Consider the following 14,299-nt stretch of genomic DNA (forward strand, 5'->3'; position numbering starts at 1 on the left):
ACACGGAAACAAATTGTCTGGATTGGCCTGATTGAAAAATCCTACAAAATCACAAGCCATTGATTTACAAGGCTTTTTAAAAGTTGGCACGCGTAATGCTATCTCTATGGCATAACAAGAATAAAAGCAGCAAACCAATAAAAATAAGACGTACCGACTCTGACATAACAAAAACAACACGGCAGAGACGCAGCTAACAGATTTTTTTGGAGAAGGTGTGCTTTTCAGGGTGCTCTCAGGAGTGACCCGCAACCGGGCAGAGAACAATAAAACTACCTTCAGGTAGCTCCCGAATCGGTTGGATCGTTTAACGAGAAAGCAGATCAGCGCTCAAAAAAATACGTTTGCTCTTGACCCCGGATGGGGGTCGCCAAAAACAGCGGTAAAGGGCCACGGTTGCCAAAAACAACAACAGACCGACCCTCAATAATAAAAAAGAGCACGCGACGACAAAATTAAAGGGGAGCCTCGGCTCCCCTTTGTGCTTTCTGTGATTCCAGTTTTCAACGCGTATCCCTTGTAGGAGTGAGCCTGCTCGCGATAGCGTCGTGTCAGTCGATGAAAATATTGACTAGTACACCGCTATCGCGAGCAGGCTCACTCCTACATTGGATATTCGTCAGGCGTGCTTTTCGCGAAGCTCTTCGATGCTGATTTCGCGCATCCTGAATTTCTGGATCTTCCCCGTCACCGTCATCGGAAACTCCTCGACGAACTTGAAGTGCCGTGGCGTCTTGAAGTGCGCGATGCGTTCCTTACACCAGGTTTGCAACTCCAGCTCGGAGGCGTTGTGGCCGGGATGGAATTTGATCCAGGCGACAATCTCCTCGCCGTAACGCGAGCACGGAATGCCGATCACCTGCACGTCCGCCACCGCCGGATGAGTGAAGAAAAACTCTTCCAGCTCACGCGGATAAACGTTCTCGCCGCCGCGAATGATCATGTCCTTGTTACGCCCGGCGATGTTGACGTAACCCTCCTCGTTCATGCTCGCCAGGTCGCCGGTGTGCATCCAGCCCGCGTCATCGATAGCTTCAGCGGTGGCTTGCGGGTTTTGCCAATAGCCGAGCATCACGCTGTAACCACGGGTGCACAGTTCGCCGATGGTGCCGCGCGACACGAGGTTACCGGCATCGTCGATGATCTTGCTTTCCAGTTGCGGCTGGGTGCGACCGACGGTGGTCACGCGCAGCTCCAGCTCATCGTTCGGGCCGGTTTGCAGCGACACCGGGCTGGTCTCGGTCATGCCGTAGGCGATCTGCACTTCACTCATGTGCATCTCGCTGATGACCCGGCGCATCACTTCGATCGGGCAGGTGGCGCCGGCCATGATCCCGGTGCGCAGGCTCGACAGATCGAATTCGGCGCGTTGCGGCTGATCGAGCATGGCGATGAACATGGTCGGCACGCCGTAGAGGCCGGTGGCTTTTTCTTCGGCGACGGTCTGCAGGGTCAGCAACGGATCGAACGCGTCGTTGGGGTAAATCATCGTGCTGCCGTGGGTGATGCAGCCGAGATTGCCCATGACCATGCCGAAGCAGTGATACAGCGGCACCGGGATCACCAGGCGATCGTGCGGGGTCAGGCCAATGCTTTCGCCAACCATGTAACCGTTGTTGAGGATGTTGTAGTGGCTGAGGGTCGCGCCTTTGGGGAAACCGGTGGTGCCGGAGGTGTACTGAATGTTTACCGGTTGATCGAAGTGCAGGCTGTTGCTGCGCTCACTGAGTTGTTGCGGGGTGACGCTGGCCGCCATGTCGGTCAATTGTGACCACGGCAGGAAACCTGATGGCGGCTGCGCGTCGAGGCTGATCACCCCGCGCAATTCCGGCAGGCGCTCGCTGCGCATTTGGCCAATGGATTGTTCGGCCAGTTCTGGTACCAATCCTTGCAACATGCCGTGGTAGTTCGACGACTTGAACGCGCCGGCGCAGACCAGCCATTGGCAGCCGGATTGTTTGAGCACGTATTCCAGTTCGGAACTGCGGTAGGCCGGATTGACGTTGACCAGGATCACACCGATTTTCGCCGTGGCGAACTGGGTGATGCACCACTCAGCGCAGTTCGGTGCCCAGATGCCGAGGCGATCGCCGGCCTGTAAACCCAAGGCGAGCAGCGCTCTGGCGTGCACGTCGACGGCATCGGCCAATTGCCGCCATGAGTAGCGCAACTGCTGATGGCGCACGACGAGCGCTTCGCCGTCGGGATATTGCGCGACGGTGTGATCGAACTTCTGCCCGATGGTCATCGCCAGCAAGGCTTTGTCCTGTGAGCCACGGGTGTAGCTGCGCCGCGGGTTTGCACTGGGTTGATCCATGACGACCCCTATTGTCTTTATTTATGGGTTGCCGACGGTCACTTGTAGGAGTGAGCCTGCTCGCGATCTCGATCCATTAGTCAACACTTACGTCGACTGACACGACGCGATCGCGAGCAGGCTCACTCCTACAAAAACTAATCAGCTTTCAATCTTGAACTGCCCCTACTCTCGCTCAAGTTGACGTTAACGTAAAGGGTGATTGACAGCCATTCGTCACAGGCTTACGTTAACGTAAAGGTGAGAGCCGAGTGACCGCCCTCCCCACCCTACAAAAAAGCCAAAAGGTGACCCATGAGCTATCCATCCCTGAATTTTGCCCTCGGTGAAACCATCGACATGCTGCGCGATCAGGTTCAGTCCTTTGTCGCCAAGGAGATCGCCCCGCGTGCGGCGCAGATCGACAGCGACAACCTGTTCCCCGCCGACATGTGGCGCAAATTCGGTGACATGGGCCTGCTCGGCATTACCGTGCCGGAAGAGTACGGCGGCGCGGGTCTGGGTTACCTGGCACACGTGGTGGCGATGGAAGAAATCAGTCGTGGCTCGGCCTCGGTGGCGCTGTCCTACGGCGCGCATTCGAACCTCTGCGTCAACCAGATTAACCGCAACGGCAACCACGAACAGAAAACCAAGTACCTGCCGAAACTGATCAGCGGCGAGCACGTCGGCGCATTGGCGATGAGCGAACCGAATGCCGGTTCCGACGTGGTCTCGATGAAATTGCGCGCCGACAAACGCGACGACCGTTACGTCCTCAACGGCAGCAAAACCTGGATCACCAACGGCCCTGACGCCAACACTTACGTGATCTACGCCAAGACCGATCTGGAAAAAGGCCCGCACGGCATCACCGCATTCATCGTCGAACGCGACTGGAAAGGCTTCAGCCGCAGCAACAAGTTCGACAAGCTCGGCATGCGCGGCTCCAACACTTGCGAGCTGTTCTTCGATGACGTCGAAGTGCCGGAAGAAAACATTCTCGGCGTGCTCAACGGCGGTGTGAAAGTGTTGATGAGCGGCCTCGATTACGAGCGAGTCGTGCTCTCTGGCGGCCCGACCGGGATCATGCAGTCGTGCATGGATCTGATCGTGCCGTACATCCATGACCGCAAGCAGTTCGGTCAAAGCATCGGCGAGTTCCAGCTGATCCAGGGCAAAGTCGCCGACATGTACACCCAACTCAACGCCAGCCGAGCTTATCTGTATGCCGTTGCCCAAGCCTGCGAGCGTGGCGAAACCACGCGCAAAGACGCCGCCGGCGTAATCCTTTATACCGCTGAGCGCGCCACACAAATGGCGCTCGACGCGATCCAGATTCTCGGCGGTAACGGTTACATCAACGAATTCCCGGCGGGCCGTCTGCTGCGTGACGCCAAGCTGTACGAAATCGGCGCCGGCACCAGTGAGATCCGTCGCATGCTGATCGGTCGCGAACTCTTCAACGAAACGAAATAAATTTCGTCAGCTGCGAGCTGCAAGTTTCTAGCTGCAAGAGAACAGCTTTAACTTGCCGCTCCAAGCTTGCAACTCGTAGCTGCTTACGGAGTAAGCCATGATTCTGCATACACAGCTCAATCCTCGTTCAGCGGAGTTCGCCGCCAACAGCGCGGCGATGCTCAAACAGGTCGACGCCCTGCACACCCTGCTCGCCCAAGTGGCGCAGGGTGGTGGCGCGAAAGCCCAGGAACGTCACACCTCACGAGGCAAACTGCTGCCGCGCGAACGCATCAACCGTTTGCTCGATCCGGGCTCACCGTTTCTGGAAATCAGCCAACTGGCCGCCCACGCCGTGTATGGCGAAGACGTGCCGGCGGCCGGTGTGATTGCCGGGATCGGCCGGGTTGAAGGCGTCGAATGCATGATCGTCGCCAACGATGCGACGGTGAAGGGCGGTTCGTACTATCCACTGACCGTGAAAAAACACCTGCGCGCGCAAACCATCGCTCAGCAGAATCGTTTGCCGTGCATTTATCTGGTGGACTCCGGTGGCGCCAACCTGCCGCGTCAGGATGAAGTGTTCCCGGATCGCGAGCACTTCGGGCGGATCTTCTTCAACCAGGCCAACATGAGCGCGATGGGTATTCCGCAAATCGCCGTGGTCATGGGCTCGTGCACTGCGGGCGGCGCTTACGTGCCGGCGATGGCCGACGAAGCGATCATGGTGCGCAATCAGGCGACGATTTTCCTCGCCGGCCCGCCGTTGGTGAAAGCCGCGACCGGTGAAGTGGTCAGCGCCGAAGACCTCGGCGGGGCCGACGTGCACTGCAAGATTTCCGGGGTTGCCGACCACTACGCCGAGAGTGACGAACACGCCCTCGCCCTCGCCCGCCGCAGCGTTGCCAACCTCAACTGGCGCAAGCTCGGCGAAGTGCAACAGCGCGCACCGATTGCGCCGCTGTATGCCAGCGATGAGTTGTACGGTGTGGTTTCCGCCGACGCCAAGCAGCCGTTCGATGTGCGCGAAGTGATTGCACGACTGGTCGACGGTTCGGTGTTCGATGAGTTCAAAGCGCTGTTCGGCACCACGCTGGTTTGCGGTTTTGCGCATCTGCACGGTTACCCGATCGCGATTCTGGCGAACAACGGCATCCTCTTCGCCGAAGCCGCGCAGAAAGGCGCGCACTTCATCGAACTGGCCTGCCAGCGCGGCATTCCCCTGCTGTTCCTGCAAAACATCACCGGCTTCATGGTCGGTCAGAAATACGAGGCCGGTGGCATCGCCAAACACGGCGCGAAACTGGTGACGGCCGTGGCTTGCGCCAAAGTGCCGAAATTCACCGTGATCATCGGCGGCAGTTTCGGCGCCGGTAACTACGGCATGTGCGGCCGCGCTTACGATCCGCGTTTTCTGTGGATGTGGCCGAATGCGCGGATCGGCGTGATGGGCGCTGAACAAGCGGCCGGCGTGTTGGTGCAGGTCAAACGCGAGCAGGCTGAACGCAGCGGCCAAACGTTCAGTGCCGAGCAGGAAGCCGAGATCAAGCAACCGATCCTCGACCAGTATGAAGAGCAGGGGCACCCCTACTATTCCAGTGCACGGCTGTGGGACGACGGCGTCATCGACCCGGCGCAGACCCGCGATGTGCTGGCCCTGGCCTTGTCCGCGTCGCTGAACGCGCCAATCGAACCGAGCCGCTTCGGCGTGTTCCGGATGTGATTTTTTGTGGGAGCGGGCTTGCTCGCGAATACGGTTGATCAGTCGACATCTCTGATACCTGAAAGACCGCTTTCGCGAGCAAGCCCGCTCCCACAAAGACCGTGGAGACGGATGAATATGAGCGACTTCAACACCCTCGAACTGCAAAACGACCCGCGCGGTTTCGCGACGCTGTGGCTCAACCGCCCAGAGAAAAACAACGCGTTCAACGCCGAGATGATCCGCGAACTGATCCTCGCCCTCGACAAAGTTGCCAGCGACGCCAGCCTGCGTTTCCTGCTGGTGCGCGGCCGTGGCAAGCACTTCAGCGCCGGCGCCGATCTGGCGTGGATGCAGCAATCGGCCGAGCTCGATTACCACACCAACCTCGACGACGCCCGCGAACTCGCCGAGCTGATGTACAACCTCGCCAAGCTGAAAATCCCCACCGTGGCCGTGGTGCAAGGCGCGGCATTCGGTGGCGCGCTGGGTTTGATCAGTTGCTGCGACATGGCGATCGGCGCCGATGACGCGCAATTCTGCCTGTCGGAAGTGCGCATCGGTCTGGCGCCGGCGGTGATCAGTCCGTTCGTCGTACAAGCCATTGGTGAACGTGCAGCACGGCGTTATGCGCTGACCGCTGAACGTTTCGGCGGTCAGCGTGCGCGGGAAATCGGTTTGTTGTCCGACAGCTATCCGGCCGCTGAACTGGAGCAACAGGTCGAACAGTGGATCAACAATCTGCTGCTCAACAGCCCCGCCGCCATGCGCGCCAGCAAGGATTTGTTGCGTGAAGTCGGCAACGGCGCGCTGACCCCGGCGCTGCGCCGCTACACCGAAAATGCCATCGCTCGCATCCGCGTCAGTCCGGAAGGTCAGGAAGGTCTGCGGGCCTTTCTGCAAAAACGTCCGCCGAGCTGGCAAGCCGAAACTACCACCAAGGAGCCGCGTTGATGAGCGCACCCGTTCTCACCACCCTGCTGGTGGCCAACCGTGGCGAAATCGCTTGCCGCGTGATGCGCACCGCCAAAGCCTTGGGCCTGACCACCGTCGCGGTGCACAGCGCCACCGACCGCGAGGCGCGGCACAGCCGTGAAGCGGATATCCGCGTCGATCTCGGCGGCAGCAAAGCGGCTGACAGTTATTTGCAAATCGACAAACTGATCGCGGCGGCCAAGGCCAGCGGCGCGCAGGCGATTCATCCGGGGTATGGCTTTCTGTCGGAGAACGCCGGGTTCGCCCGTGCGATTGAAGCGGCAGGGCTGATTTTCCTCGGCCCACCGGCCTCGGCCATCGACGCGATGGGCAGCAAATCGGCGGCCAAGGCGTTGATGGAAACTGCCGGCGTGCCTTTGGTGCCGGGTTATCACGGCGAAGCGCAGGATCTCGAGACCTTCCGTACTGCCTGCGAACGCATCGGTTATCCGGTGTTGCTTAAGGCTACGGCCGGCGGCGGTGGCAAAGGCATGAAGGTTGTTGAAGAGGTCAGCCAGCTCGCCGAAGCACTCGCCTCCGCTCAGCGTGAAGCGCAGTCGTCGTTCGGCGATTCGCGAATGCTGGTGGAGAAATATCTGCTGAAACCGCGTCACGTCGAAATCCAGGTGTTCGCCGATCAGCATGGCAATTGCCTGTACCTGAATGAGCGTGATTGCTCGATTCAGCGGCGGCATCAGAAAGTCGTCGAAGAGGCGCCGGCACCGGGCCTGAGCGCAGAACTGCGACGGGCGATGGGCGAAGCGGCTGTGCGTTCGGCGCAGGCGATCGGTTATGTCGGCGCCGGCACGGTGGAGTTTCTGCTGGATGCGCGTGGCGAATTCTTCTTTATGGAGATGAACACGCGCCTTCAAGTTGAACACCCGGTGACCGAGGCGATCACTGGTCTGGATCTGGTCGCCTGGCAGATTCGTGTGGCGCGGGGTGAAGCGCTGCCGATCACCCAAGAGCAGGTGCCGCTCAATGGCCATGCGATTGAAGTGCGCTTGTATGCCGAAGACCCTTCGAATGATTTTCTGCCGGCCACCGGGCGTCTGGATTTGTATCGCGAGTCGGCTGAAGGGCCTGGGCGTCGAGTGGACAGCGGCGTTGAGGAAGGTGATGAGATTTCGCCGTTCTACGACCCGATGCTCGGCAAGCTGATTGCCTGGGGCGAGGATCGTGAACAGGCGCGCCTGCATTTGTTGAGCATGCTCGATGAATTTGCGATTGGCGGGTTGAAGACCAACATCAACTTTCTGCGGCGGATCATCGCGCATCCGGCGTTTGCGGCGGCGGAACTGGATACCGGGTTTATTCCGCGCTATCAGGAGCAGTTGCTGCCAGCGCCGAGCGAATTGAGTGACGGGTTCTGGCAGGCGGCGGCGCAGGCGTTTGCGCAGAGTTTGCCGAACGTTGTGCGGGCGGATGATGCTGCTTCACCGTGGTCGCGGAACAGCGGATTGCGCGCGGGTTTGCCTCGGGAAATTACCCTGCATTTGAGTTGCGAGGGGCAGGATCGGGCGTTGACGCTGGGGGCTGGCGGTGATGCAAAACTGCTCGGCGATTCGCTGGTTGTTGAACACGAAGGCGTGCGTCGGACCTTGCGGGCTATTCGTCAGGGTGATGCGCTGTATCTGCAATGGGAAGGCGAGTTGCGTCGCGTTGAAGCGTACGACCCGATCAGTGCAGTGGAAGCCAGCAACAGTCATCAGGGCGGTCTGACCGCACCGATGAACGGCAGCATCGTGCGGGTTTTGGTCGAGGCCGGGCAATCGGTTGAAGCCGGTGCGCAACTGGTGGTGCTGGAAGCGATGAAGATGGAGCACAGCATCCGTGCGCCGCATGCCGGGGTGATCAAAGCGCTGTATTGCCAGGAAGGTGAAATGGTTGGCGAAGGCAGCGCTTTGGTTGAACTGGAAGCAGTGTGAATAAACAGACCGATCCTACGCTTGGCGAGGATCGGTCTGACTAGAAGCGCGCCGTTGCCTGCACCACCACGCCGAGGATTCGACACTCCTCGGTGAACAAGGCTTTCGGCCATGTCGGATTGAGCGGTATCAGGTAACGCTGGCCGCCCTCTTCGTCGAGCTTGCGAAAAATCGCCTCATGGCTGTCCGACCACTGGGCGATCACCAGTTTGCCGGGGACTGCCTCTGCCTCCGGATCGACCAGAATCAGCATGCCTTCGGGGATGCTCGTGCCTTTGGGCGCGGTCATCGAATCGCCTGACACCCTCAGCCAGAACGCGGCGCCGCGAGCGTGATAATCCGTCAGCTCGAAGCGTTGCTTGTCCTCGGGTTTGCCATAGGGCTGCGGCGCGCTTTCCCGCGCTTGCAGTGGCGCGCTCCATTCGCTCACCGGGTAGCGAAAGTAAGGGTTATATTTCTGCGTCAGCGGCATGTCGTCGTTCGCCACGGGCTGCGGCTCGCGAATGACCATCGCCACTTCGAGAAAATCCATGCCCAGCGCTTGCAGCACGCGGTTCATCTCCGCGACGCCCGGTTCACGACGTTTGTTCAGCCAATGGCCGATGCCGCCCTGGGACATGCCAACACGCTCTCCGAGCTCTGTTTGAGTGATTTTGAGTTCACTCATTTTGGCCTTGACCAACTCAATCCATTTATCCATGTGCGGCACCTTACGCGGGACGCCTTCGGCCAGCAAAACACAAATTGTCGTATTTAAATTCTGGTCACAACTACGCATCGTACTATGCTGACAGCACGGACAGTTAATCAAACAAGGAGTGGCCCTTCATCATGAACATCAGCAGCAAAGACTTGCCCGACCTGCAAATGGACACCACGTTCACCTCGCCCCAAGGCAACGCCGCCGCGCAACGAGCGCTCGACTATTACTTGAAACCAACTGTGTCGACACCCGAGGTCGATGAGCGTTTTTTCGACGTCAACCGTCATGTCAGCGGCGAAGAAGCACTGGTACACGCCTCCGACCTATTGCGCTGCGCCGCCGCCACCGCTTTCAAAGCAGCAGAAAACCTGCAAGGCGCGAGTCGCGATCTGGCATTTTCAGTGGTGCACATGGTGGATATGGCGCGGGCGATGGTCGACCACTCGCTGGATGGCGATGAAGTCTGAGGAACGGGGGTTCGAACGGACAGGAAAGAATTTTCCAATCGCGCAGATAAAAACATTTGACTTGCAAATGATAATGATTATTATTGCATGCAGCTGGTCGCGAGATCAGTCGATGGACCAGAGACCTTAGGTCGGTCTTCTGGACTATCTCCTCATCAGGCTAATCACGGTTTTTGACCCGGATTTTTTCCGGGTCTTTTTTTTACCCGTTTTTCGGGCTTGTGGCTTCAGGCTAATGAAGTCTTTAGGTGCTGCAAATTCGATGGCGCGGATAATATCAAAAGAATATCGATTGGCAAGCCAAGCCCGGCCGCATTGGGGCAAACTAACGACAAATAGCACTTGAGAATCAATCGCATAATCTCTAAGCTGCCTCCGCGTCATGGAGGACGCCCCCCGCCACAACCCCGCAATTCCCCTCGGTTTCAGCCCAATCTTGTGTAAAGTATCGGCCATAACAATCCTGATCAGGAACCGATATGACCGTGGCCAAATCTTCGTTCGACATCAGCGCCAATTTCGACAGCGGCAACATCCAAGTCATCGACATCAGCAATCCGCTCAGCCCGGTTCTGGCCATCCGCCCGGACACGCGCAGCGCCCATTTTCAGTGGTTCCACTTCAAGGCCAGCGGCTTGCACGTCGGTCAGGAACACTGGTTCCGTTTGAACAACGCCAGCCAGTCCTCTTACAACAAAGCCTGGGATGGCTATCAAGCCGTGGCCTCCTACGATCACGTCAACTGGTTCCGCGTACCAACCATTTTCGAAGGCGATTGCTTGCGCTTCTGCCTCGAAGCCACGCAGACCCACGCCTGGTTCGCCTACTTCGAACCGTACAGCCGTGGCCGCCACGACTGGCTGATCGAGCAGGCGCTGACCAAGGCCGGCACTGAACTGCTCGCCACGGGCAAAAGCGTCGAAGGCCGCGACATCCAGTTGCTGCGCAAAGGCTCGGGCGCTGAAGGCCAGCGCAAAGTCTGGATCATCGCCCAGCAACACCCCGGCGAGCACATGGCCGAATGGTTCATGGAAGGCATCATCGAACGTCTGGAACGTCACGAAGATCCGGTGCTGAACAAGCTGCTGGCCAGCGCCGATCTGTACCTGGTGCCGAACATGAACCCGGACGGCGCTTTCCACGGCCACCTGCGCACCAACGCCATGGGCCAGGATTTGAACCGCGCCTGGCAGAACGCCAGTCAGGAAGTCAGCCCCGAGGTACTTTTCGTACAGCAGCAGATGGAAAAGTATGGCGTCGATTTCTTCCTTGACGCACACGGTGACGAGGAAATCCCTCACGTGTTCACCGCCGGTTGCGAAGGCAATCCGGGTTACACGCCGCGCATCGAGAAGCTCGAAGAGCACTTCCGCAGCCACCTCAAGCACACCACCAAAGACTTCCAGACCAAGTACGGCTATGTTCGCGACGAACCGGGCCAGGCCAACATGACCCTGGCTTGCAACAGCGTCGGCCAGAAATACGACTGCCTGTCGCTGACCCTGGAAATGCCGTTCAAGGATCACGACGATCATCCCGACAAGGAAACCGGCTGGTCGGGCAAGCGCTCGAAACAATTGGGCAAAGACGTGCTGACCACCATCGCCGACATGGTCGACACCCTGCGCTGATCCCGTGCTCTCCCCGCAAATAAAAAGATCGCAGCCTGACTGCGATCTTTTGCTTCAGGCCGTAGCTTTACGCGCCGGCCCGCCCCCTGACTCGATCAATGACGATCGCGACCGCGCAACATGCTGTCGAGTACTTCATCGCGGCGCACCCAGCCATGAAACAGCGCCGCCGCCAGGTGCAGCAGCACCGTCAGAAACAGCAGGTACGCCAGATAACCATGGGCCTTGCGCAGCAACGCAAACAACTGCGCATCGGCCGGCACAATCGACGGCAACTGCAGCGTGGTGCTGAGCATCACCGGTTCGTCAGAAGCGCTGATCATCGCCCAACCGAGCAGCGGCAACACCAGCATCAACGTGTACAACAACAGATGCGAAGCCTTGGCCGCCAATACCTGAAAGTCCGGCAGATCCGCTGGCAAAGGGGGTTGGCGCGTGGTCAAACGCACCAGCAGACGCACGACAACCAATACCAGAATCGCAATGCCCAACGGCTTGTGCAGATGGATCAGCCATTCATGCCGCTCTGAAACAGACGTCACCATGCCCGCGCCAATAAACAGCATGGCGATGATCATCAGCGCCATCAGCCAGTGCAGCAGTCGCGCCAACAATACGAAATGCGTCGGTTGAGTTCTCATGGGCGAGCCTCCTGTTTGGCGGCGGGCAACTGGCTGACTTCGCTGGTGCGACGCAGGTAAGAATCGGCGTAACCGGCGGAGCGCGCGGCGAGCAACGGATCGGCGCTGCCTTGAATCCCGGCCGGCAACACAAGCGGGTCGTAGTTGATGTCGCGGCACTCGCCACTCAGTTGCGGCTGGGTTTTCTCCAGCACCAAAGTGCCGGCATTGACCACTTTGCGCCCCGCCGGCCAGGTTTTACTGGCGTCGTTGACCGGATCCTCAGGATTGGCCAAGGTGATATTCAACTGAAACCGCAGCGGCGCGGCGGCCAGTTTTTGCACCAGATCCTTCTCAAGAAAATCGCCGCCCTCAGGTGCCGTCGCCCCCGCTGCATCCTGCGCCAACGGCGTCATGCTCCATCGCACGGCCTGCTTTTTGCCGCTGGCGTCGACCAGATAAAACGCGTTGACGCTGTTATAGGTTTCCGTGGCGTAACTGGCCGACGGCTTGGCGGTCTTCACCCACGTCAAAAACGGCACCGCTTCCGGGTGCGAGGCGAAAAAGGCAGGCACCTTGCTCGGATCCGGTTTGCCCGTCGCCGGATCCGGCGACTGCGCCTGTTGCAACTGATAAAACGCCTCGGGCGTGCCGACCGGGAACACCGGCATGCTGTTCATCCCGGTGCGCCACTGCTGCCCGTTGGCCTGAGTGAAACGCAGCGCCAGACTGCGAATCGGCACGCTGCTGTCCGGCGCATAAGGGTTGCCCGCCGGCAGTGCAAAACGTCCGACCACCGGGGTACTCGGATCATTGAACACCTGGGCGGTGGAGAACACCCGCGCCTCGCCGCTGCTCTCGAAATGGCCGATCACGCAGACGCCTTTGGCATGATTACGGCGAAATCCCGGATGCACGCCGTTGTTCTTTTCCAGCACATCGACCAGCGCTTTCGGCGTCAGACGTTGTGGGTCAAAGTTGCCATGCACGTAGGCAAACGCCCCGGCTACGGCGGCGACCACCACGGCGATGCCGCCCAGACGCAAGATCAGGCTCGCGGCACTCAAGGGCGGGCGCTGCGGCCTTTCGGGCGGGGCAGCGTTGGGGGATGAGCGATCAACCATGAACGACTCCAGGGCCATCGGCCACGAGTAGGAAGAATCAGCAAGACGCGCCCCGTCGGGGTTTATTCCACGGCCCGGTATTTATTTTTCCGAACGTGGAATAACCTGCCACGGCGGACGTCTCCCTAGTCCACAGCGTAGTGACTAGCAGAACTTCATGAGCGAATTCGACGAACAGTTGAGAGAAATCATTCCCAGATTGCGCCGCTTTGCCGTGTCGTTGACGCGCAACAGCAGCAGCGCTGACGATCTGGTGCAGGCGAGCCTGGAGCGCGCCCTGTCGAGTTGGGGCGATAAACGTGCCGACGGCGATTTGCGAGCCTGGCTGTTTGCGATCCTCTATCGGCAATTTCTCGACGCCCATCGCCGCTCCCGGCGCTATGCGCGGATGCTCGAATTTTTCACCGGACGTGACGACGCCGAACCCTCGGTCGAACGCACAGTGATCGCCCAATCGACCCTGCAAGCCTTCGACCGACTGCCCACCGAACAGCGCGCCCTGCTGTTGATGGTCTCGGTCGAGGGCCTGACTTATAAAGAGGTCGCCGAGATTCTTGGCGCCCCGATCGGCACCGTGATGTCGCGCCTGTCCCGCGCCCGCCAGGCCTTGCGCCAACTCAGCGACGGCGAAATCAGCAGCCCTTCTTTGCGGATACTCAAATGATCAGCCTGCCTCCCAGCGAGCGTGATTTGCACGCCTACATCGACCACCAGCTCAGCGACGCCGACCGGCGTGTGCTGGAAACCTGGCTGGCCGCTCACCCGGATGAAGCCGCGCAGGTGCGCGCCTGGCAACAGGACGCCCAGCAACTGCGCGCGGCCCTCAGCGGCGCGTTGCAGCAACCAGCCAATCCGGAGCTTGACCCGGCGCTGATTCGTCAGCGCCGCCAACGCCAGTCACGGCGCCATCTGGCCAGTGCGGCGATGTTGCTGATCGCGGTCAGCATCGGTGGTTTCAGTGGTTGGCAGGCACGGGAAATGACCCTTGTGCGTTCTTCGATGTTGCCGATGACCGACGCCCTTCAGGCCTATCGATTGATTGCCCAGCAAGGCATGTTGCCGGCGGATTACAAAGTCGACAGTGACGGCGACATGCAGCGCTGGCTCGATCGATATTTCAATCAGGCCAGCCGTTTGCCAGATCTGAAAGCGGCCGGGTTTGAACCGGTCAGCGGGCGCCTGCTGAGCACCGACGAAGGCCCGGCGGCGATGGTGCTGTATGAGGATGGCAGCGGGCACAAAGTGAGTTTTTACGTGCGCCCGCCGGGGCCGAAGAACACCTTTTTACCGCGCGGTAGCCGCAGTGATGGGGATTTGCAGGCTGAGTACTGGTCGGGTGGCGGGTACAACTATGCGGTGGTGAGCCCGATCGAACTCAAGCCATCACTGCCATTG

At 59.4% G+C, this 14,299-nt stretch carries 13 protein-coding genes; 8 read left to right on the forward strand and 5 right to left on the reverse strand.

Going from position 1 to position 14,299, the window contains the following annotated elements; genetic code table 11:
- Positions 1 to 619 precede the first annotated feature (619 nt).
- On the reverse strand, positions 620 to 2,317 hold the full coding sequence (locus KFS80_RS10250) for an AMP-binding protein (RefSeq protein WP_212544721.1): 1,698 nt from the start codon (positions 2,315 to 2,317) through the stop codon (positions 620 to 622).
- A 294-nt stretch (positions 2,318 to 2,611) separates the two neighbouring features.
- Between KFS80_RS10250 and KFS80_RS10255 the strand changes: the two genes are divergently transcribed.
- The 4 genes from KFS80_RS10255 to KFS80_RS10270 all read left to right on the forward strand — a co-directional run bounded on the left by KFS80_RS10255 (position 2,612) and on the right by KFS80_RS10270 (position 8,359).
- Entirely contained in the window at positions 2,612 to 3,775 is a 1,164-nt protein-coding gene (locus tag KFS80_RS10255; protein WP_212544722.1) for an isovaleryl-CoA dehydrogenase, read from the forward strand.
- Between the two features lie 97 nt (positions 3,776 to 3,872).
- On the forward strand, positions 3,873 to 5,477 hold the full coding sequence (locus KFS80_RS10260) for a carboxyl transferase domain-containing protein (protein ID WP_212544723.1): 1,605 nt from the start codon (positions 3,873 to 3,875) through the stop codon (positions 5,475 to 5,477).
- Positions 5,478 to 5,594: 117 nt separating this feature from the next.
- Positions 5,595 to 6,410, forward strand: a complete 816-nt coding sequence (locus KFS80_RS10265) for a gamma-carboxygeranoyl-CoA hydratase (protein WP_053121779.1) — start codon at positions 5,595 to 5,597, stop codon at positions 6,408 to 6,410.
- Positions 6,410 to 8,359 (forward strand): acetyl/propionyl/methylcrotonyl-CoA carboxylase subunit alpha, encoded by a 1,950-nt coding sequence (locus KFS80_RS10270; RefSeq protein ID WP_212544724.1) that lies wholly within the window; start codon positions 6,410 to 6,412, stop codon positions 8,357 to 8,359. Before KFS80_RS10265 ends, KFS80_RS10270 begins: the two co-directional genes overlap by 1 nt.
- 40 nt (positions 8,360 to 8,399) lie before the next feature.
- Here the strand turns inward: KFS80_RS10270 and KFS80_RS10275 are convergent, their stop codons facing one another.
- A complete protein-coding gene (locus KFS80_RS10275) occupies positions 8,400 to 9,059 on the reverse strand; it encodes a LexA family protein (RefSeq protein WP_212544725.1) in 660 nt (219 codons plus the stop codon).
- 131 nt (positions 9,060 to 9,190) lie between these two features.
- Between KFS80_RS10275 and KFS80_RS10280 the strand changes: the two genes are divergently transcribed.
- Entirely contained in the window at positions 9,191 to 9,529 is a 339-nt protein-coding gene (locus KFS80_RS10280) for a DUF6124 family protein (RefSeq protein WP_053121713.1), read from the forward strand.
- A 144-nt stretch (positions 9,530 to 9,673) separates the two neighbouring features.
- Here KFS80_RS10280 and KFS80_RS10285 read toward each other — a convergent pair whose 3' ends face one another.
- Complete coding sequence (locus tag KFS80_RS10285) at positions 9,674 to 9,985, reverse strand: hypothetical protein (RefSeq protein WP_053121716.1); 312 nt, start codon at positions 9,983 to 9,985, stop codon at positions 9,674 to 9,676.
- Between the two features lie 23 nt (positions 9,986 to 10,008).
- On the opposite strand from KFS80_RS10285, the gene KFS80_RS10290 reads away from it, so the two are divergent.
- Positions 10,009 to 11,160: a M14 family metallopeptidase gene (locus tag KFS80_RS10290; RefSeq protein WP_212544726.1), complete on the forward strand. Its 1,152-nt coding sequence runs from the start codon at positions 10,009 to 10,011 to the stop codon at positions 11,158 to 11,160.
- A gap of 95 nt (positions 11,161 to 11,255) precedes the next feature.
- On the opposite strand, the gene KFS80_RS10295 is transcribed toward KFS80_RS10290, so the two are convergent.
- Together KFS80_RS10295 and KFS80_RS10300 are read right to left on the reverse strand one after the other, a co-directional pair.
- Positions 11,256 to 11,801 (reverse strand): cytochrome b, encoded by a 546-nt coding sequence (locus KFS80_RS10295; RefSeq protein WP_212544727.1) that lies wholly within the window; start codon positions 11,799 to 11,801, stop codon positions 11,256 to 11,258.
- Positions 11,798 to 12,904, reverse strand: a complete 1,107-nt coding sequence (locus KFS80_RS10300; RefSeq protein WP_212544728.1) for a catalase family peroxidase — start codon at positions 12,902 to 12,904, stop codon at positions 11,798 to 11,800. The genes KFS80_RS10295 and KFS80_RS10300 overlap by 4 nt, the downstream gene beginning before the upstream one ends.
- A gap of 157 nt (positions 12,905 to 13,061) precedes the next feature.
- Between KFS80_RS10300 and KFS80_RS10305 the strand changes: the two genes are divergently transcribed.
- Positions 13,062 to 13,568: a sigma-70 family RNA polymerase sigma factor gene (locus KFS80_RS10305; RefSeq protein WP_053121724.1), complete on the forward strand. Its 507-nt coding sequence runs from the start codon at positions 13,062 to 13,064 to the stop codon at positions 13,566 to 13,568.
- The coding region (locus KFS80_RS10310; protein ID WP_212544729.1) for an anti-sigma factor family protein at positions 13,565 to 14,299 on the forward strand (735 nt) is incomplete at its 3' end. The genes KFS80_RS10305 and KFS80_RS10310, both read left to right, overlap by 4 nt.

This window comes from Pseudomonas rustica (assembly GCF_018336155.1).
GTDB lineage: Bacteria > Pseudomonadota > Gammaproteobacteria > Pseudomonadales > Pseudomonadaceae > Aquipseudomonas > Aquipseudomonas rustica.